Annotated in this window: 19 protein-coding genes; 2 read left to right on the top strand and 17 right to left on the bottom strand. The window is 61.9% G+C overall.

Translation table 11 applies throughout. The features are described from left to right. The 9 genes from LB568_RS08280 to LB568_RS08240 all read right to left on the bottom strand — a co-directional run bounded on the left by LB568_RS08280 (window position 1) and on the right by LB568_RS08240 (window position 9,751). Window positions 1-1,080, bottom strand: coding sequence for an ABC transporter ATP-binding protein (locus LB568_RS08280; RefSeq protein WP_013895313.1), 1,080 nt, complete (start codon window positions 1,078-1,080; stop codon window positions 1-3). Window positions 1,081-1,122: 42 nt separating this feature from the next. After that, window positions 1,123-2,649, bottom strand: coding sequence for a glycerol-3-phosphate dehydrogenase (glpD, locus tag LB568_RS08275; RefSeq protein ID WP_140569365.1), 1,527 nt, complete (start codon window positions 2,647-2,649; stop codon window positions 1,123-1,125). Between the two features lie 126 nt (window positions 2,650-2,775). Next, the gene (locus LB568_RS08270) at window positions 2,776-3,543 is read right to left on the bottom strand and encodes a DeoR/GlpR family DNA-binding transcription regulator (protein ID WP_013895311.1); all 768 of its coding nucleotides are present in this window, start codon (window positions 3,541-3,543) and stop codon (window positions 2,776-2,778) included. 129 nt (window positions 3,544-3,672) lie between these two features. Next, window positions 3,673-5,085 carry a pyridoxal phosphate-dependent decarboxylase family protein gene (locus LB568_RS08265; protein WP_013895310.1) on the bottom strand — a complete coding sequence of 471 codons (1,413 nt, stop codon included), beginning with the start codon at window positions 5,083-5,085 and terminating at the stop codon, window positions 3,673-3,675. Between the two features lie 110 nt (window positions 5,086-5,195). Continuing rightward, a complete protein-coding gene (locus tag LB568_RS08260) occupies window positions 5,196-5,927 on the bottom strand; it encodes a peptidase (RefSeq protein WP_013895309.1) in 732 nt (243 codons plus the stop codon). A gap of 31 nt (window positions 5,928-5,958) precedes the next feature. Further along, the gene (locus tag LB568_RS08255; RefSeq protein WP_013895308.1) at window positions 5,959-6,753 is read right to left on the bottom strand and encodes a transglutaminase family protein; all 795 of its coding nucleotides are present in this window, start codon (window positions 6,751-6,753) and stop codon (window positions 5,959-5,961) included. A gap of 66 nt (window positions 6,754-6,819) precedes the next feature. Then, entirely contained in the window at window positions 6,820-7,761 is a 942-nt protein-coding gene (locus LB568_RS08250; RefSeq protein ID WP_013895307.1) for an alpha-E domain-containing protein, read from the bottom strand. A 169-nt stretch (window positions 7,762-7,930) separates the two neighbouring features. Then, window positions 7,931-9,343, bottom strand: coding sequence for a circularly permuted type 2 ATP-grasp protein (locus LB568_RS08245; protein WP_041164205.1), 1,413 nt, complete (start codon window positions 9,341-9,343; stop codon window positions 7,931-7,933). Between the two features lie 171 nt (window positions 9,344-9,514). Continuing rightward, window positions 9,515-9,751 (bottom strand): Lrp/AsnC family transcriptional regulator, encoded by a 237-nt coding sequence (locus LB568_RS08240; protein ID WP_010909609.1) that lies wholly within the window; start codon window positions 9,749-9,751, stop codon window positions 9,515-9,517. 245 nt (window positions 9,752-9,996) lie between these two features. Between LB568_RS08240 and LB568_RS08235 the strand changes: the two genes are divergently transcribed. Continuing rightward, window positions 9,997-10,446, top strand: coding sequence for a DUF4864 domain-containing protein (locus LB568_RS08235; protein WP_224729825.1), 450 nt, complete (start codon window positions 9,997-9,999; stop codon window positions 10,444-10,446). 5 nt (window positions 10,447-10,451) lie between these two features. On the opposite strand, the gene tgt is transcribed toward LB568_RS08235, so the two are convergent. The 7 genes from tgt to coaD form a co-directional block, all read right to left on the bottom strand. Continuing rightward, window positions 10,452-11,582 carry a tRNA guanosine(34) transglycosylase Tgt gene (tgt, locus tag LB568_RS08230; protein WP_224729824.1) on the bottom strand — a complete coding sequence of 377 codons (1,131 nt, stop codon included), beginning with the start codon at window positions 11,580-11,582 and terminating at the stop codon, window positions 10,452-10,454. Then, window positions 11,575-11,844 (bottom strand): hypothetical protein, encoded by a 270-nt coding sequence (locus LB568_RS08225; RefSeq protein ID WP_140569356.1) that lies wholly within the window; start codon window positions 11,842-11,844, stop codon window positions 11,575-11,577. The genes tgt and LB568_RS08225 overlap by 8 nt, the downstream gene beginning before the upstream one ends. Continuing rightward, window positions 11,834-12,922: a tRNA preQ1(34) S-adenosylmethionine ribosyltransferase-isomerase QueA gene (queA, locus tag LB568_RS08220; RefSeq protein ID WP_224729823.1), complete on the bottom strand. Its 1,089-nt coding sequence runs from the start codon at window positions 12,920-12,922 to the stop codon at window positions 11,834-11,836. Before queA ends, LB568_RS08225 begins: the two co-directional genes overlap by 11 nt. After that, window positions 12,922-13,371, bottom strand: a complete 450-nt coding sequence (locus tag LB568_RS08215; RefSeq protein ID WP_013895301.1) for a DMT family transporter — start codon at window positions 13,369-13,371, stop codon at window positions 12,922-12,924. The genes queA and LB568_RS08215 overlap by 1 nt, the downstream gene beginning before the upstream one ends. A gap of 12 nt (window positions 13,372-13,383) precedes the next feature. Beyond that, window positions 13,384-13,896 carry a peptidylprolyl isomerase gene (locus LB568_RS08210; protein WP_013895300.1) on the bottom strand — a complete coding sequence of 171 codons (513 nt, stop codon included), beginning with the start codon at window positions 13,894-13,896 and terminating at the stop codon, window positions 13,384-13,386. A 40-nt stretch (window positions 13,897-13,936) separates the two neighbouring features. Then, window positions 13,937-14,431 carry a peptidylprolyl isomerase gene (locus LB568_RS08205; protein WP_224729927.1) on the bottom strand — a complete coding sequence of 165 codons (495 nt, stop codon included), beginning with the start codon at window positions 14,429-14,431 and terminating at the stop codon, window positions 13,937-13,939. A 110-nt stretch (window positions 14,432-14,541) separates the two neighbouring features. After that, on the bottom strand, window positions 14,542-15,042 hold the full coding sequence (gene coaD / locus LB568_RS08200) for a pantetheine-phosphate adenylyltransferase (protein ID WP_013895298.1): 501 nt from the start codon (window positions 15,040-15,042) through the stop codon (window positions 14,542-14,544). A 194-nt stretch (window positions 15,043-15,236) separates the two neighbouring features. Here coaD and LB568_RS08195 point away from each other — a divergent pair, with 194 nt between their 5' ends. Continuing rightward, on the top strand, window positions 15,237-15,389 hold the full coding sequence (locus LB568_RS08195) for a hypothetical protein (RefSeq protein WP_013895297.1): 153 nt from the start codon (window positions 15,237-15,239) through the stop codon (window positions 15,387-15,389). 69 nt (window positions 15,390-15,458) lie between these two features. Here LB568_RS08195 and gyrA read toward each other — a convergent pair whose 3' ends face one another. Further along, window positions 15,459-18,260 carry a DNA gyrase subunit A gene (gene gyrA / locus LB568_RS08190; protein ID WP_224729822.1) on the bottom strand — a complete coding sequence of 934 codons (2,802 nt, stop codon included), beginning with the start codon at window positions 18,258-18,260 and terminating at the stop codon, window positions 15,459-15,461. Window positions 18,261-18,564 lie beyond the last annotated feature (304 nt).

Here is an 18,564-nt window from a genome sequence, read left to right as displayed (position 1 = left end):
TCAAGCCGCCAGCTTCGGTGCCGTCACGGCGCGGCCGTGCTCGTCGAAAACCATGATGTGACGCGGGTCGATAAACACATCGATCGCATCATCGGGCTCGAAATCGAGGATGCCGTGAGACAGCATGACCCAACGTGCATCGGCGAAGTCGAGATGGATGAAACTCTCCGACCCAGTGATTTCTGTGATGGTGACCTTGGCTCGCACCGGCACTGCCAAGGCATTGGGCCGTTCGAGCGAAAGATGGTGCGGTTGAAAACCAACCGTGTAGTTCGCATCGGCAATGCCGACGAGTTCGGGCGGCACCGGCAGCTTGACCCCGCCCTCGAGCAGGAAGTCGGCGCCTTTCTTGGCCAGCACGATGGTGTTGAGCGGCGGATCGGCGAACGTCTTGGCCGTCACCAGGTCGACCGGCTTGCGGAACACATCGATGGTCGGCCCGAACTGGGTGATCTGGCCTTCCGATAGCGTCGCGGTGTTGCCGCCGAGTAGCAACGCCTCGTGCGGCTCGGTCGTGGCGTAAACGAAGATGGTGCCGGCGGCGGCAAAAATCCTCGGCAGTTCGGCGCGCAATTCCTCGCGCAGCTTGTAGTCGAGATTGGCGAGCGGCTCATCGAGCAGCACCAGGCTGGCATTCTTGACGATGGCGCGCGCCAATGCGGTGCGCTGCTGCTGGCCGCCAGACAGGTTGAGCGGCGTGCGGTCGAGATAGGGCGTCAGTTTCAGCAATGCGGCGGCTTCCCGCACCTGGCTGTCGATCCTGGCCTGCTCGATGCCGGCCACCCGCAGCGGCGAGGCGATGTTCTCATAGACCGTCATCGCCGGATAGTTGATGAACTGCTGGTAGACCATGGCGATCTTGCGCTTCTGGACCGGCATGCCGGTGACATTCTGGCCGTCGAACCAGACCGAGCCGGAAGTCGGCACATCGAGGCCGGCCATCAGCCGCATCAAGCTGGTCTTGCCTGAAAGCGTTGGGCCGAGCAGGACGTTGAGCGAGCCGTGCTGAAGCGTCAGCGACACGTCGCGGATGTGCTCGATCGCACCGACCGTCTTGGTGACGTTCCTCAGTTCCAGCATGACGCCTCCTCCCAGGCTTTCCGCATCAGCTCAAAAACCTCTTCATTCAGCGGCCGCGACGTGCCGCCGGCTTATGCCACGCATGAATTCATCGAGTGCGGAAACCTGCTCACGGCCAAGATGCAGGCCGCGCTTGGTCCGCCGCCACAGCACGTCTTCCGCCGTGATAGCCCATTCGTTTTCAACGAGATAACGCACTTCGGCCTCGTAGAGATCGCCGCCGAAATTGCGGCCGAGATCGGCATTCGATTTGGCAAGGCCGAGCAGGTTCTGTGCACGCGTCCCGTAAAGCCGGGTCAGCCGGCGGGCAAGGCGCGCGTCGAGGAACGCATAGGCCGCCTTCAGCTTTGCCACCTGCGCGTCGAAACCGGTGGCGGGGAAGTCACCCCCAGGCAGTGGCGCGTTGGCGGTCCATGGCTTGCCGCGCTTGCCGAGAAAACCTTCGATCTTTTCCAGCATCGATTCCGACAGCCGGCGGTAGGTGGTGATCTTGCCGCCGAAAGCGTTGACGATCGGGGCCGCGCCGTCGCCGCCATCGGCCTTCAGCACATAGTCGCGAGTTGCTTCCTGCGCCTTGGAGGCGCCGTCATCATAGAGCGGGCGAACCGCCGAATAGGTCCAGACAATGTCCGAGCGCTTCACCGGTTGCGCGAAATACTCGCTGGCCGCGGCGCAGAGATAGTCGATCTCGGTGTCGCTGATCTTCACGTCGTGCGGATCGCCGGGATAGTCCCGGTCGGTGGTGCCGATCAGCGTGAACTCTTCCTCATAGGGAATGGCGAAGATGATGCGCCCATCCCTGTTCTGGAAGAAATAGGCGCGCGGATCGTCGAATTTCTTGGCGATGACGATGTGACTGCCCTGCACGAGGCGGACATTGTGGACATCGTTCTGGCCGACGACGCCGGACAGGACATGATCGACCCATGGACCGGCAGCATTGACCAGCAGCCTTGCCTTGATCTCCTCGGTCGCGCCTGTCTGCAGGTTCTCGATCTTGATCGCCCAGATGCCACCTTCGCGGCGTGCCTCGACCACCTTGGTGCGGGTTCGGATCGTCGCGCCGCGGTCGGCGGCATCGCGTGCATTGAGCGCCACCAGGCGTGCATCATTGACCCAGCCATCCGAATATTCGAAAGCCTTCTTGAACAATGGCTTCAAGGGCTTGCCCGCCGGGTCGCTCGCCATGTCGAGCGTCCTGGTCGCCGGCAGCAATTTGCGCCCGCCAATATGGTCGTAGAGGAACAGGCCGAGCCGGATCAGCCAGGCCGGGCGCAGGCCCTTGGCATAGGGCAGCACGAAGCGCATCGGCCAGATGATGTGCGGGGCGTTCTTCCACAGAACCTCGCGTTCCATGAGCGCCTCGCGCACCAGGCGAAATTCGTAGAATTCGAGATAGCGCAGCCCGCCATGGATCAACTTGGTCGAACCGGAGGATGTTCCGCTGGCGAGATCGTTCATCTCGGCGAGAAAAACCGAAAAGCCACGACCGACGGCATCGCGGGCGATGCCGCAGCCGTTGATGCCGCCACCTATGACGAAAATGTCACGGATTGAAGATGCGTCCACTTAGCTCCTCCACGATTTCGCATTGCACCATTTTGGGTCTTTTGCGAAACCGTGGTGGAATTATTTCGAACTGATAACGAATGTCAAACGAAATATCGCGAGCCTGTGAGACGGCCGTGAAACCTCTTAGCCGAGCGATGTCTCGATCAGTTGAACCTCTGCCTCCTGGCAGATCTTGCGCACCGAAGGAATGTCGCAGCGATCGGTGATGAAGGTGTTGACCTGCGACAGATGGCCGATGCGCACAGGCGCGGTGCGTTCGAATTTGGTCTGGTCGGAAACCAGGATGACATGTCTTGCGTTGGCGATAATCGCTTGCGCCACCTTCACCTCGCGAAAATCGAAATCGAGCAAGGCGCCGTCATGGTCGATCGCCGAGGCGCCGATCACGGCATAGTCGACCTTGAATTGCCTGATGAAATCGACCGCCGCTTCACCCACGACACCGCCATCGGAGCCGCGCACCACCCCGCCGGCAATCACCACCTCGATCGAAGGATATATGCGCATCCTATTGGCAACATTGATGTTATTGGTGATCACCATCAGGCCGTTGTGGTCGAGCAAAGCCTTGCTGACCGACTCCGTCGTGGTGCCTATGTTGATGAACAGCGAAGCGTTGTCGGGGATCAGCTTGGCCGCCGCGCGTCCGATCGCCTCCTTCTCTTCGGCGGCAATCTTGCGCCGCGCCTCATACTCCATGTTCTCTATGCCCGAGGGAAACAACGCGCCGCCATGGATGCGCGAAAGCAGCCGCTGGTCGCAGAGGTCGTTGAGGTCCTTGCGGATGGTTTGCGGCGTCACATTGAAATGCGTTGCCAGGTCGTCGACCAGCACGCGCCCATTATCCTTGGCCATCTGGACGATTTCGGCATGGCGCGGCGATAGATACATTTGGGCAAGCTCCCGTTTTCGTTTTTCTTGAGCATAGTTGAAAACGAAACCGATGAAAAGGCACAAGCCGGCTAACGAAAATCACATGATTGCAAAGACAAACTCCTGCGCAATCCGGAACAGCCTTGATTAGGACATGGCGCGCGCGACTTCGGTGATGACCGCGAAAGCGGCATCGACGTCGCCAGCCGTCGCCTCGAACTGACCAACCTGGAAGCGGATCGCCACCCGTCCATCGACCCTCGTCTGTGTCAGGTAGATGCGGCCGTCGTCGTTGATCGCATTGACCAGCCGCAGATTGTGTTCGTCGGAATTGGCGTCCGGGGCCGCCTCGTGCCGGAACGAGAACAGCGAGAGCATCGGCTGGCTGACGATCTCGAAATCTGCCTCTTTGGCCAGCCGCGCGGCGAGGCCTTCGCTCCAGGCGACATGGTTGCGGATCATCGTGCGCAGGTTTTCCAGCCCGTGAGCGCGCAGCAGGAACCACAATTTCAGCGCGCGGAAGCGCCGCCCGAGCGGCACCGACCATTCGGAGTAGTTGATGATGCCGTCGTGACCATGGGTCTTCAGATAGTCCGGCTTAATGGCCAGCGTCCTGACATGGCTTTCGGGATCGCGCAGGAACTGGATGGAGCAGTCGAATTGCGCGCCCAGCCATTTGTGCGGATTGAAGACGATCGAATCGGCGCCTTCGACGCCGGTCCAGAAATGCCGGTACTCAGGACAGATCATCGCCGACCCCGCCCATGCCGCGTCGACATGAAGATAAAGCCCATGCCGCCGCGCCACCTCGGCGACCGCGGCAATGTCATCGGTACCGCCGGTGCTGGTGCCGCCAACGCAAGCGATGATCCCCGCCGGCAGCATGCCGGCTTGCCGGTCGGCGATGATCGCCGCTTCGAGAGCCGAAGTATCCATGGCACGAAAACGGCCGGCGACCGGAATGCGCACCAGATTGTCCTCGCCGATACCCGACACCCAGATCGCCCGGTCGATGGAGGTGTGCACCTGGTCGGAGGAATAGATGCGCAACCGCTCCTGCCCGGCCAGCCCCTTTTTGTTGCCTTGCCAGTCCAGCGCCCGCTCGCGCATGGTCAGCACCGCGTTCAGTGTCGCCGACGAGGCCGAATCCTGGATCGCGCCGGAAAAGCCCTGCGGCAGGCCGAGCGCCTGGCGCATCCAGTCGACGGTGCGCGTCTCGAGTTCGGTCGCAGCCGGCGAGGTCTGCCAGAGCATGCATTGCGCGGCCATCGCCGACACCAGGTACTCCGCCACCACCGAGACCGGCGCGGCGTTGGCCGGGAAATAGGCGAAGAAACGCGGATGCTGCCAATGCGTCATCCCCGGCACGATCTTCTCCTCGAAATCGGCGAAGATCCTGTCCATCGGTTCGGCGTCTTCGGGCGGCGAGGCTTCTATGCTCCTGAAGATGTCGCCCGGCTCGACCAGCGGCCGCACCGGCCGCTCGCGCAATGTGTCGCGATAGTCGGCGCCCCAGTCGGCGGCGCGTTGCGACCATCGCCGGAAATCATTGTTGTTCATCTTGTCCTCCCGACACGATCGTAATGCCGGCACTCTTCGCCCGGCCTTCAAAATCCATTACTAATTAACACGTGAAGCATATGCAACGGCTGACGCCTGCCGCACTCACCCTAGCCAGGAAAATCCGGCAGGCTGGCAAAGGCCGTCTTCAACGCATTCGACCAGCCATCGGAGATCGTGCGATAATACTGGTCGTCCTGGCCGATCCGCTTCCTCAGGCCAACCTTGAAGGCATCATTCTCCAGGAAAAGCAGATCGAGCGGCAGGCCGACCGACAGGTTCGACTTCAGCGTCGAATCGAAGGAAACCAGCAGCAGCTTCACCGTCTCGGCGAGGCTCATCGTCCGCTCATAGGCACGGATGATGATCGGCTTGCCGTATTTGGTCTCGCCGATCTGGAAGAACGGCGTGTCGTCGGTGGACTCGATGAAATTGCCTTCTGGATAGATCATGAACAGGCGCGGCGGGCTGCCCTTGATCTGGCCACCCAGGATGAAGGAGGCGTTGAAATAGGAATCGGCCTTCTCGCCCGCGGGCGAAGAGTGCGCGATCACTTCCTTGACGGTGTCCCCGACCAGCCGCACCGTCTGATACATGGACGGCGTTTCGAGCAGCGTTGCATGGCGGTCAGCCACGGCCTTGGTGCGCTCGTCGAGCAGGCTGACCACGGCCTGTGTCGTCGCCAGATTGCCGGCCGACATCAAGACGATGACGCGCTCGCCGGGCTCTTCCCAGACATGCATCTTCTTGAAGGTCGAGATCGAATCCATACCCGCATTGGTGCGCGTGTCCGACATGAACACGAGCCCGCGATCGATCTTCAGGCCGACGCAATATGTCATGGAATCTCTTCTGGCACCAATCCTTGCGGGATTACTGCTCTACCGTGACGGTGACCGCAAGCAGTTCTTCCGCCTGTCCCAGCCGAATTCCCGACACCGGTGAGGCGTCGCGGTAGTCGCGACCGGTGGCCACCTTCACATAGCGTTCGTCGGGAGAGATACCGTTGGCGGGGTCGAAGGCAACCCAGCCGAGGCCCGGGACATGGGCTTCGGCCCAGGCGTGGCTTGCCGCCTGCTCGACAGCGGCGTCCATCATCAGATAGCCGCTGACATAGCGGGCCGGAAATCCCATCGCACGCGCGGCGGCGGCGAAGATGTGGCCATGGTCCTGGCAGACCCCGGTCTTAAGCGCCAGGGCTTCTTCCGCCGACGTCGTCGCGTTGGTAGTGCCCGGCGTATAGGCGACGCGTTCGCAGATGATGGCCATCAGCCGATGCAGCCTTTCGATGTCGGTCCCCTTGCCGACCGTCTCGGCAAGCTCGCGGATACCGTCGCCGATCGTAGTCAAGGTCGTCTCCTGCGCGAACAGCCAAAGCGGCGCAAAGCCCTGGTGTGGTCCGCAGACGCCCGCTGTGTCGCGTGTCACCGCCTCGCCCGATGCCTCGACCGTGATGAAGTCGCGGTCACCCTCGACGCTCAGCAGCCGGTTGTCATTGCCATAGTGGTCGGTAAATCGCACTTCCTCGCGCGCACCTTCGACCTTCAGCGCCCAGGACAGCACCGTCTGTGTCGGCCCGCTCACCGGAAGCAGCCGCAGCCTCTGGAGCAGATATTGCACCGGCGCATCGTAGCGGTATTCCGTCCGGTGGGTGATCTTGAGCCGCATGGCGTCATTTTCCGTTTGTAAGCATGATCTTGTCCGCAAACCGGTTTCCACTTTGCGGGATCATGCTCAATAAAACCGGTAATCCTGCGCGATCTCGTCGCCGAGCCTGGTGTTGTCGCGAATGAACCCCGCCAGGAACTCGTGCAGGCCGGTGTCGAATATATCCTTGATCGATCCGGCCCTCAGCATCGCCTGTGTTTTGTCCGCCGTGGCGTGGCAGGCATGCCGCTCGCCATAGTCGTCGCCAAGAAATTTCAGATGCTCCGACAGGAAGCGATAGCAGAAGGTCAGCGAACGCGGCATGCGCACATTGAGGATCAGGTAATCGGCGATGTTGGTCGGCTTGTAGTCGGCGTCGTAGACCCAGCGGTAGGAGCGATGCGCCGACACCGAGCGCAGGATCGATTCCCACTGGTAGTTGTCGAGTGTCGAGCCGACCCAGGAAATCGACGGCAACAGCACGTAATATTTCACGTCGAGGATGCGCGCCGTGTTGTCGGCGCGCTCGACATAGGTGCCGAGCTGCGAAAAATCGAAAATCTCGTTGCGCAGCATGGTGCCGTAGAACGAGCCGCGGATCAGCGCCGTTTCGCGCTTGATCGCGTCGAGGACGGTCGGCAGGTCGCGCTCGTCGATCGGCCTTGCCAGCATCCGCTTCAGCGCCATCCAGGCTTCGTTGATGCTTTCCCACGTCTCGCGCGTCAGCGCGGTGCGCACCATGCGCGCATTGTTGCGGGCCGTCTCGATCGACGACATCGTGCTCGAAGGGTTCGACGTATCGCGAAGCAGGAAATCGGAGACGTTGGCGGCCGTATAGTCTTGGTATTTCTGCGTGAAGGTGACATCCGAGCCGGCGCTGAGCAGCACCGAATTCCACTCTTCCGACGCGCTTTGCGTGCGGGTCAGCGCCATGCGCAACCCGGCATCGACCAGCCGCGCCATGTTTTCAGCCCGCTCGATATAGCGGTTCATCCAGTAGAGCCCGTTGGCGGTGCGGCCGAGAAGCATGGGAGGCCCTTCGGGCTAGTGAGTAGGGAATAGTGAGTAGAGAATAGTAAGCGCTTGAATCTCAATGGAATATGGCATTTCCCGGTCCCCTCTTATACTCACTACTGACTATTCCCTACTGCCTACTGCCTACTGCCTACTGCCTACTGCCTACTGCCTATTCGCTCTCTCAATCATCCAGCACCCAGGTGTCCTTCGTGCCGCCGCCTTGCGAGGAATTGACCACCAGCGAGCCTTCCTTCAACGCGACACGGGTCAGCCCGCCGGGCACGATCTGGATGCGGTCGGACACCAGCACGTAAGGCCGGAGATCGACATGGCGCGGCGCCAGGCCCTTGTCGGTCAGGATCGGACAGGTCGACAGCGCCAGAGTGGGCTGCGCGATGTAGTTGGAAGGTTTTGCCGCCAGCTTCTTGGCGAAATCCTGGCATTCCTTCTTGGTCGCCGCCGGCCCGACCAGCATGCCGTAGCCGCCCGAGCCATGCACTTCCTTGATCACCAGTTCGTGGATGTGCTCGAGCACGTATTTCAGGCTGTCCGCTTCCGAACAGCGCCAGGTCGGGATGTTGCCGAGGATCGCCTTGCGGCCAGTGTAGAATTCGACGATCTCGGGCATGTAGGAATAGATCGCCTTGTCGTCGGCGATGCCGGTGCCCGGCGCATTGGCGATGGTGATGTTGCCGGCACGATAGACATCCATGATGCCTGGCACGCCAAGTGCCGAATCCGGCCGGAAGGTCAGCGGGTCGAGGAAGGAATCGTCGACACGGCGGTAGAGCACGTCGATCTGCTTGTAGCCCTCGGTCGTGCGCATCGCGACATGGCCGTCGACCACGCGCAGATCCTGCCCCTCGACCAGTTGCACGCCCATCTGGTCGGCGAGAAAAGCGTGTTCGAAATAGGCGGAATTGAAACTGCCGGGCGTCAGCACCGCGATGGTCGGCGCACCCTTGGTGCCTTGCGGGCGAACCGCCGCCAGGGACTGGCGCAGAAGCTGCGGATAGTTCTCCACCGGCCGCACCTTGATCTTCTGGAACAGCTCGGGAAACAGCTGCATCATCGTTTCGCGGTTCTCCAGCATGTAGGAGACGCCGGATGGCGTGCGCGCATTGTCCTCCAGCACGTAGAATTCGTCCTCGCTGATGCGGACGATGTCGACGCCGATAATGTGGGTGTAGACGCCGGCCGGTGGCCGCACGCCGATCATTTCCGGCAAAAACGCCTCGTTCTTGGCGATCAATTCCCTGGGAACGCGGCCGGCGCGCAGGATTTCCTGGCGATGGTAGATATCGTCGAGGAAGGCATTCAGCGCCTGCACGCGCTGCTCAATGCCTTGCGTCAGGCGCCGCCACTCATTGCCTGAAATGATGCGTGGAACGATATCGAAAGGGATCAGCCGTTCGGAGGCTTCCTGCTCGCCATAGACGGCGAAGGTTATGCCGGTCTTGCGGAAGACGCGTTCGGCGTCCTGCATCTTCTCGGTAAGTCTGGCTGGATCCTGCTCCTTCAGCCAGCGATCATAAGCCGAATACGGTCTTCTCAATCCGGAGACTTCCGGAAGCATTTCATCGAACGCTGCCAATCGCGTACTCCCCTGTGACGCCATTTCACTGGCGTCGCCGGAGAAAATCAAGCGCAATCGGTGATTTGGGGGAAGCGGGCGATCAGTATCTTGCGCTTGCCTAAAATTGAGGCAGCCTAAATATGACCTTGATCAGCCTTTGCCTCCCGCCCGGGCAACAGCGTTTGGCGGCTAGAATGCGCGGAAGGTGACGACGGTGAATGTATCCTTGATGCCGGGGAGAATCTGCACCTTCTCGTTGACGAAATGGCCGACGTCTTCCTCATCGTCGACATAGAACTTGGCGAGCAGATCGTAGTTGCCGGCGGTGGAGTAGATCTCCGAGGCGATCTCGGCATCGGCCAGCGCGCTGGCAACCTCATAGGATTTGCCCAGCTCGCATTTGATCTGCACGAAAAACGCCTTCATGGCTTCGTCCCGCTAAACGTCCAAGTCCAAGCGGCCCTTCTGGCAGACTGGAGGCGGGCTTTCAAGCGTTGGAATCCATCCCTAGCCGGCCCGAGCCTTGGCCGCGGCTTCCGGTCGCTCGGTTATCGCCTTTGCGAATATTCGCAATCGCTGAAACCGCGATATGCCGCGGAGCGTATATTATGATGCGTCTTCGGACAGCGATTTTGAGGGAAGACCTTTTCGAGGGACAACGGAGACAGGCCATGCGCCGTGCTTTTTTCGCATTCGCAGTCATTCCATTCATCTTCATGTCGCCCATCTTCATGTCACCCATCTTCATATCAGGGGCCTTTGCCGGCGATGCCGAGATCAAGGCCGGCCAGGCTGTCATCGACGGTCAGTTGAAAGCCCTCATCGCCAATGACGGCGCCAGGGCCTACAGCTTCGCCGCGCCAAACGTGAAGCAGGTCTTCCCGACCGTCGACGCCTTCATGAACATGGTGACCAACGGCTACCCGCCGGTGCGCAGGCCACAATCCTATGCCTTTGGCAAGGTCGAGCAGACGGGCCCGGGTTCGATTGTCCAGCAGGTGCTGATCGTCGGGCCCGATGGCAAGAACTACGAGGCGGTCTATACGCTGCAGCAGCAGCCCGACGGCACGTTCCAGATCACCGGCTGCAGCTTGCGGGCGTCGAATTCGTTGAGCACCTGAGGTTTTTACAGGAAGGGGATGTCGCCCCTCGCCCAGCCCTCGGTGATCTCAGCTCCACGCGCATCGAACGCGCCGGTCTCGATCGCGGCTCGGATATCCTGCATAAGCTTTTGATAATACGAAAGATTATTCCAGGTCAGCAGCATGGCCCCGAGCGCCTCCTGCGAGCGCACCAGATGGTGCAGGTAGGCGCGTGAATAATCCCGCGCCGCCGGGCAGTCGCTTTCCTCGTCGAGCGGGCGCGGATCGTCGGCGTGGCGTGCGTTGCGCAGATTGACCTTGCCGCGCCTGGTGTAGGCAAGGCCGTGGCGGCCGGCCCGCGTCGGCATCACGCAATCGAACATGTCGATGCCGCGCGCCACCGATTTCAGGATATCGTCGGGCGTACCGACGCCCATGAGATAGCGCGGCTTGTCGTCAGGCAGTTCCGGACAGGTGATGTCGAGCATCTCCAGCATCACCGCTTGCGGTTCGCCGACAGCAAGGCCGCCGACCGCGTAGCCTTTCAAATTCATCGCGCTCAGCGCCTGCGCCGAGCGCACCCTCAGTGCCGCGTTGTCGCCGCCTTGCACGATGCCGAACATCGCCTTGCCTGGCTGGTCGCCGAACGCCGTCTTGCAGCGCTCGGCCCAACGCAGCGACAGCTCCATGGCGCGCTCGATCTCCTTGATCTCGGCCGGCAGCGCCGTGCATTCGTCGAGCTGCATCTGGATGTCGGAATCGAGCAGACCCTGGATCTCGATCGAGCGCTCCGGCGACATTTCGTAAGCGGCGCCGTCGATATGGGAGCGGAAGGTGACGCCCTTCTCGGTCAGCTTCCGCAGCTTCGACAGCGACATCACCTGAAAACCGCCGCTGTCGGTCAGGATCGGCTGGGGCCAGCGGGCAAACTCGTGCAAGCCGCCAAGCCGCGCCACGCGCTCCGCGCCGGGTCGCAGCATCAGATGATAGGTGTTGCCAAGGATGATGTCGGCGCCGACGCCGCGCACCTGGTCCATGTACATGGCCTTGACCGTGCCGCCAGTGCCGACCGGCATGAAGGCCGGCGTGCGGATTTCGCCGCGCGGCATGTCGATCACCCCGCGCCGTGCCTTGCCGTCGGTCGCCAGAACCTTGAAAGAGAACGGCTTAGCCATTGAATTCCTTGTCATGAACCGGCGCGTCCGGCGCTTGGCTGTCGAGCGACTGGCGATATTGGATGCAGCCGCGCATGAATTTGGGCCAAGGCGGCACCGCAATGGATGGCTCGGTCTTCTCCGGTAGCAGATCCCAGAGGTCGGGATGATGCCAGCACAGATCGTGCCCGGAAGCATCGCGGTGTGCGCGAATGCCGGCGCGCAATTTTTTCACCTCCGCGATCAGGTTTTCGCGATCTAGGGCTTGCAGATCATCGTCCATCGCTCGTCTCCGCTCGATAAAGCAGGCTTGCGTCTCCATACGAATAGAACCTGTAGCGCTCGGCGATGGCATGCGCATAGGCGGCACGCATCGTCTCCAGGCCACTGAAGGCCGACACCAGCATGAACAGGGTCGAGCGCGGCAGATGGAAATTGGTCATCAGCATGTCGGCGGTGCGGAAACGATAGCCGGGCGTGATGAAGATGTCGGTCGGCCCGGACCATGCAGCCAATGTGCCGTCGTCACGCGCGGCACTTTCCAGCAAGCGCAGCGACGTCGTGCCGACGGCGATGATGCGCCCGCCCCTCGCCTTCGCCGCGTTGAGCGCTTCGGCGGTCGCCGCGCTGACCGAACCGATCTCGGCATGCATCTTGTGGTCGGCGGTGTCGTCCGCCTTCACCGGCAGGAACGTGCCGGCGCCGACATGAAGTGTGACGAACCGGCGTTCGACGCGCTTGGCGTCGAGCGCGGCAAACAGCTCCGGCGTGAAATGCAGGCCAGCGGTGGGCGCCGCAACGGCACCTTCCTCCCGGGCATAGATGGTCTGGTAGTCGGCCCGGTCGCGCTCGTCGTCATCGCGCTTCGAGGCGATATAGGGCGGCAGCGGTATGTGGCCGACGGCATGCAGCGCCTCGTCCAGGAACGGCCCCGACAGGTCGAAGCCGAGCAGCGCCTCGCCGCCCTCGCCCTTCTCGATCACCGTCGCGTCGAGCTGGCCGAGGAAACAGGAATTGCCGTCATGGCCGAAATGGATGCGGTCGCCGGCGGCAACGCGCTTGCCTGGCCGCATGAAGGCGAGCCAGCGGTCCGGCGCCATGCGCATGTGCAGCGTGGCCTCGACCTGTGCCTGCGCCTCGCCGCGCCGCCTTATGCCTTTGAGCTGCGCAGGGATGACCTTGGTGTCGTTGAACACCAGCACGTCGCCCGCCCTGAGCAGGGATGGCAGGTCGCCAACCCTGCGATCGTCGAGCGCCTCGCCCGGTCTGACCACCAGCATCCCGGCGCTGTCGCGCGGCTCCGCCGGGCGAAGCGCGATGCGCTCCTCAGGCAGGTCGAAATCAAAGAGATCGACACGCATCAGAAGAGCCGGACGAGCAGCGCTCCGGCCAAGAGCAGCACCGCGCCGGCAACGCGGCCGAGCGAGATTTCACGCACCGCGACACCGAGGAAGCCTATGCGGTCGATGAGCATGCCGGCCAGCAGTTGCCCTGCAACCAGGAACGCCATCAGTGCGGCGGCACCGATGCGGGGCGTGAGGATCGTCGACAGCGTGACGTAGAAGCCGCCGAGCATGCCGCCGGCAATGAACAGCCAGGGCGCGGGCGCCTTCCAGTCGAGCGAGATGCCTTGCAGCTTGACCACGATGACGGCGATGATGCCGAGCACCACCGCGCCCGACAGGAACGAAAACGCCGCCGCCGCGACCGGGAGCCCCAGGCCGCGCGCCAGCTGCGAATTGATCGGCGCCTGAATGGCAATGAAGGCGCCGGACAGGATGCCGAGAAGCGACCAGACGACGCCCATCATTGTCGTATTACCTTACTTGACGTCGGCCGCGACCTTCAGCGACACGATCTTGTCGGGATCCTGCACCGGCTCGCCGCGCTTGATCTTGTCGACATTGTCCATGCCTTCGATGACCTGGCCCCACACCGTGTACTGGCGGTTGAGGAAGGCGGCATCGTCGAAGCAGATGAAGAACTGCGAATTGGCCGAGTTCGGGTTCTGCGAACGCGCCATCGAACAGGTGCCGCGGCCGTGGTTGGCATTGGAGAATTCGGCCTTCAGGTCCGGCTTGTCGGAGCCGCCCATGCCGGCGCGGGAAGGAGCAAAGGTCGGCTTGCTCGAATTGCCGAACTTGACGTCGCCGGTCTGCGCCATGAAGCCTTCGATGACGCGGTGGAAGACCACGCCGTCATAGGCGCCTTCCCTGGCCAGTTCCTTGATGCGGGCGACATGGCCGGGTGCCAGGTCGGGAAGAAGTTCGATGACGACCTTGCCCTTGGTCGTTTCCATGATGAGCGCGTTCTCGCGGTCCTTGATCTCGGCCATGTCAGTTATCCTTTTGATAAAACAGATTTATTTGACAATTTTACTTGTCTGCGGCGATGCGCACTTTGATCATCCGATCGGGATCGGAGACCGTACCGTTGTCCGCCTCGTCGCCCTTCTTGATCTTGTCCACCAGGTCCATGCCGCTGACCACATTGCCGACGATGGTGTACTGCCCGTCGAGCGGCGGCGCCGGCGCGAACATGATGAAGAACTGCGAGTTTGCGGAATTCGGGTCCTGCGAGCGAGCCATGCCGACCACGCCGCGCTTGTAGTGCTCGGTCTGTGAGAACTCGGCAGGCAGGTCGGGCAGGTCGGAACCGCCGGTGCCGACGGCCTGGGGGTTGAAACCCTTCTCCATGTTGCCGAACTTCACGTCGCCGGTCTGCGCCATGAAGCCGTCGATGACACGGTGGAAGGCGACGTTGTCGTAGGCATGATCACGCACAAGCTTCTTGATCTGCGCGACATGCTTGGGCGCCAGGTCGGGCCGCAGCGCGATGGTCACGTCGCCGCCCTTCAGTGTGATGATCATGGTGTTTTCGGGATCGGCGGCATGGGCCGAGATCGATGCGGTCACGAGACCGGCAAGCACGACGAGGAACGAGGCGAGCTTTTTCAGCTGCATGGTCTTCTCCGAGAAACCTATTTTGCGAATTTGGCGGTGAGCGCACCGGCGACGGCCGCTGGCACGAAGGGGCGGATGTCGCCTCCCATCGAGGCTATCTGGCGCACAAGTGTGGCCGTAATGGTGCGTACCGAAGGGCTGGCGGGCAGAAAAACCGTCTGCAGTTCCGGCGCCATGGTCTCGTTCATGCCGGCCATCTGCATCTCGTAGTCGAGATCGGTGCCGTCGCGCAGGCCCCGGATCATGATCGAGGCGCCCTCTCTCCTGGCCGCGTCGATGACCAGCCCGTCAAAGGCGACCACCTTGATGCGGCCCCCGTCCCGGCCGAATTCGGCCTTGGTGGCGGCTTCGATGAGTTGCACCCGCTCCTCGAAGGAGAACAGCGGTTTCTTGCCCGGATGAATGCCGATCGCGGCATAGACGATGTCGGCCACGGCCAGCGATGCTTTCAGCACATCGAGATGGCCGTTGGTCAGCGGGTCGAAAGAGCCGGCATAGAGGGCAATTCGTTCAGTCATGGCTGGTGCTTCTAGCGAGCCTCCGCCGCAAAGGCAAATCCGATCGGCACCGAAGCCGTGAACCTTTTCCGCCGCATGAACGACAGATGAACACGCTGATCACGAAGCCTTCACGCAGCGTTCACTAGGTTGCACCTTAATAAGATGAAACCAAAATCCCATCTATCCGTTGTAAGGCGCAGGAGAACACGCAAATGCTGATCTACATGCTCGCCACTGCAATGACCGTCGCCATGCTGATCGCCACAGTATTCGGGCTGCATCAGGAGGCGCAACGGGTCCGCGTCAGGGCCACCACCAAGCGCTTCGAAGGCTTCGGCCCCCGCAAGCCCTATCGTCACTACTAAGTCAGTCCAGACTTGCTGCCGCGCCGGCCAATGGGCCGGCGTTGCTATGTCCAGAACCTGCCGCGGCAGTTATTCCGCGCTATCGGTGCCAGCGTCTGGTGTAGGGCTGGCCTCAGAACCGCCCTCGACGGCTTCTTCGATTTCCTCGTCCGGTTGCGGTTCGGATATCCGCTCGACCGAAACCACCTTTTCACCCTCAGCCGTGTTGAAGATGGTCACGCCCTTGGTGGCGCGGCTGGCGAAGCGGATGCCGTTGACCGGTACCCGGATGACGGTGCCGCCGTCCGACACCAGCATGATCTGGTCGTCATTGCCGACCGGGAAGGTCGCCACCAGCTGGCCAATCTCGGCGGTCTTCGACACGTCGGTGGCGCGGATGCCCTTGCCGCCGCGGCCGGTCAGGCGGAAATCATAGGACGACGAGCGCTTGCCGTAGCCATATTCGGTCACCGTCAGAACGTACTGTTCATGCGCCTTGAGCTCTTCGTAACGGCTGTCGGAAAGCTCCGTCTCCTCGCCGATCTCCTCATTGGTCAGCGCGATCTCTTCTTCCTCTCCCGCCGTCTCGGCGGCAAGCCGCCGCTCCGACGCCGCCCGCTTGAGGTAAGCGGCTCGCTCCGCCGGAGAAGCATCGACATGCTCGATCACCGACATGGAGATGATGCGGTCGGTCGCAGCCATGGTGATGCCGCGCACGCCGACGGAATTGCGGCTCTGGAAGACACGCACGTCCCCGACGGAGAAGCGGATGCACTGACCCGAATTCGCCGTCAGAAGCACATCGTCATTGTCGGTGCAGGTCTCGACGCCGAGGATCTCGTCGCCCTCCTCCTCCAGCTTCATCGCAATCTTGCCGTTGCGGTTGACCTGGACGAAGTCGGACAGCTTGTTGCGGCGCACGGTGCCGCGCGTCGTGGCGAACATCACGTCGAGCTCGCCCCAGCTCGTCTCGTCCTCCGGCAGCGGCATGATGGTGGTGATGCGCTCGCCCTGCTCCAGCGGCAGCATGTTGATCAGCGCCTTGCCGCGTGACTGCGGGTTGCCGATCGGCAGCCGCCAGACCTTTTCCTTGTAGACGATGCCGCGCGAGGAGAAGAACAGCACCGGCGTGTGCGTGTTGGCCACGAACAGCCGGGTCACGAAATCCTCTTCCTTGGTCGACATGCCGGAGCGGCCCTTGCCGCCACGGCGCTGCGCCCGGTAGAGCGAAAGCGGCACGCGCTTGATGTAGCCGGAATGGCTCACCGTCACGACCATGTCCTCGCGCTGGATCAGGTCCTCGTCTTCCATGTCCGCGCCGCCGTCGGTGAGTTCGGTGCGGCGTGGCGTGCCGAACTCGTCGCGCACGGCGGCAAGTTCGTCCTTGACGATCTGCTGGACCCGCGCGCGGGACGACAAAATGTCCAGATAATCGATGATTTCGGCGCCGATCGTGTTCAACTCGTCGGCGATTTCGTCGCGGCCAAGTGCCGTCAGGCGCTGCAGGCGCAGTTCGAGGATGGCGCGCGCCTGTTCCTCGGACAGATTGTAGGTGCCGTCCTCGTTGATGCGATGGCGCGGATCGTCGATCAGGAGGATCAGCGATTCGACGTCGCCCGACGGCCAGCGCCGCTCCATCAACTGCTCGCGCGCCGTCTGCGGATCGGGCGCGGTGCGGATCAGCTTGATCACTTCGTCGATGTTGGCGACGGCGATGGCCAGACCCACCAGCACATGGGCGCGGTCGCGCGCCTTGCGCAGCAGGAATTTCGTGCGCCTCGTGATCACCTCTTCGCGGAAGGAGACGAACGCCCTCAGCATATCGGTCAGGTTCATCACTTCCGGCTTGCCGCCGTTCAGCGCCACCATATTGGCGCCGAACGAGGTCTGCAGCGGCGTGAAACGGTAAAGCTGGTTGAGGATGACGTCGGCAACGGCGTCGCGCTTCAGTTCGATGACGACGCGGTAGCCCTGGCGGTCGCTTTCGTCACGGATGTCGGAAATGCCCTCGATGCGCTTGTCGCGCACCAGTTCGGCCATCTTCTCGATCATCGAGGCCTTGTTCACCTGGTAGGGAACCTCGGTGATGATGATCGATTCACGGTCATTGCCGCGCTGTTCGATGTTGACCTTGCCGCGCATGACGATGGAACCGCGGCCGGTCGCATAGGCGCTGTAGATGCCGGAACGGCCAAGCACGATGCCGCCGGTCGGAAAATCCGGCCCCGGAATGATCTCCATCAGCGCCGGCAGGTCGATCGCCGGATTGTCGATGATGGCGATCGCGCCGTTGCAGACTTCGCTCAGATTGTGCGGCGGAATGTTGGTGGCCATGCCGACGGCAATGCCGCCAGAGCCGTTGACCAGAAGGTTGGGGAAGCGCGCCGGCAGCACTTTCGGCTCGGTGTCGGAGGCGTCATACGTGTCCTGGAAATCGACGGTCTCCTTGTCGATGTCCTCCAGCAATTCATGCGCGACCTTGGTCAGACGCGATTCGGTGTAGCGCATCGCCGCCGGCGGATCGCCGTCGATCGAGCCGAAATTGCCCTGCCCGTCGATCAGCGGCACGCGCAGCGACCAATCCTGCGCCATGCGCACCAAGGCGTCATAGATCGAGGCATCGCCATGCGGATGGTATTTACCCATCACATCGGCGACCGGGCGTGCGGACTTCACATATTTGCGGTTCCAGTGATAGCCGCTCTCATGCGCCGCGTAGAGAATGCGGCGATGCACCGGCTTGAGGCCATCGCGCACATCGGGCAGCGCACGGCTGACGATCACGCTCATGGCGTAAGACAGATAGGAGCTCTGCATCTCCTCGATGATGGAGATCGGCTCGATGCCGGTGGGGCCGCCGTCGGCGCCGCGCGGTGTTTTTTGGTCGGTCAAATCGGATCACAATCTAATCAGGAATCACTTGACGCTTATATAGGAAGCACGGCCGAAACTCCAATATCAGCGACACTTTTCCAGTGTCATTTTTGGTGGTAATTTCAAAAGGATACCGCTGATTGCGACGATATGGCCACAACGCTTTTCGCCGCCACCTGGGCAAAAGCCGGCAATGGACCAACTTCGCCTAACGAAAGCCGCGGGCGCCCTGAATTTGGAGCCCGTGGCCGCCTTGCGAGCGCTGAGCGGGTGGCTGCGCCGCGATCTCGACGGGGACTGATCGCAGGTTGGCGGTACGTGC

The organism is Mesorhizobium sp. B263B2A, assembly GCF_020165775.1.
GTDB classification, from domain to species: domain Bacteria; phylum Pseudomonadota; class Alphaproteobacteria; order Rhizobiales; family Rhizobiaceae; genus Mesorhizobium; species Mesorhizobium opportunistum.
The sequence above is the reverse complement of the archived record's forward strand: the minus strand, read 5'-3'. Positions and strand labels throughout refer to the sequence as shown.

What these genes read in the sequence shown, in the direction of transcription:
- LB568_RS08280 (WP_013895313.1), bottom strand. Translation starts at nt 1,080, where the DNA reads ATGCTGGAACTGAGGAACGTCACCAAGACGGTCGGTGCGATCGAGCAC.
- coaD (WP_013895298.1), bottom strand. Translation starts at nt 15,042, where the DNA reads ATGACTGAACGAATTGCCCTCTATGCCGGCTCTTTCGACCCGCTGACC.
- LB568_RS08255 (WP_013895308.1), bottom strand. Translation starts at nt 6,753, where the DNA reads ATGCGGCTCAAGATCACCCACCGGACGGAATACCGCTACGATGCGCCG.
- LB568_RS08265 (WP_013895310.1), bottom strand. Translation starts at nt 5,085, where the DNA reads ATGAACAACAATGATTTCCGGCGATGGTCGCAACGCGCCGCCGACTGG.
- LB568_RS08250 (WP_013895307.1), bottom strand. Translation starts at nt 7,761, where the DNA reads ATGCTTCTCGGCCGCACCGCCAACGGGCTCTACTGGATGAACCGCTAT.
- LB568_RS08260 (WP_013895309.1), bottom strand. Translation starts at nt 5,927, where the DNA reads ATGACATATTGCGTCGGCCTGAAGATCGATCGCGGGCTCGTGTTCATG.
- LB568_RS08205 (WP_224729927.1), bottom strand. Translation starts at nt 14,431, where the DNA reads ATGATCATCACACTGAAGGGCGGCGACGTGACCATCGCGCTGCGGCCC.
- LB568_RS08195 (WP_013895297.1), top strand. Translation starts at nt 15,237, where the DNA reads ATGCTGATCTACATGCTCGCCACTGCAATGACCGTCGCCATGCTGATC.
- LB568_RS08235 (WP_224729825.1), top strand. Translation starts at nt 9,997, where the DNA reads ATGCGCCGTGCTTTTTTCGCATTCGCAGTCATTCCATTCATCTTCATG.
- LB568_RS08210 (WP_013895300.1), bottom strand. Translation starts at nt 13,896, where the DNA reads ATGGCCGAGATCAAGGACCGCGAGAACGCGCTCATCATGGAAACGACC.
- LB568_RS08240 (WP_010909609.1), bottom strand. Translation starts at nt 9,751, where the DNA reads ATGAAGGCGTTTTTCGTGCAGATCAAATGCGAGCTGGGCAAATCCTAT.
- LB568_RS08225 (WP_140569356.1), bottom strand. Translation starts at nt 11,844, where the DNA reads ATGGACGATGATCTGCAAGCCCTAGATCGCGAAAACCTGATCGCGGAG.
- LB568_RS08270 (WP_013895311.1), bottom strand. Translation starts at nt 3,543, where the DNA reads ATGTATCTATCGCCGCGCCATGCCGAAATCGTCCAGATGGCCAAGGAT.
- tgt (WP_224729824.1), bottom strand. Translation starts at nt 11,582, where the DNA reads ATGGCTAAGCCGTTCTCTTTCAAGGTTCTGGCGACCGACGGCAAGGCA.
- LB568_RS08215 (WP_013895301.1), bottom strand. Translation starts at nt 13,371, where the DNA reads ATGATGGGCGTCGTCTGGTCGCTTCTCGGCATCCTGTCCGGCGCCTTC.
- queA (WP_224729823.1), bottom strand. Translation starts at nt 12,922, where the DNA reads ATGCGTGTCGATCTCTTTGATTTCGACCTGCCTGAGGAGCGCATCGCG.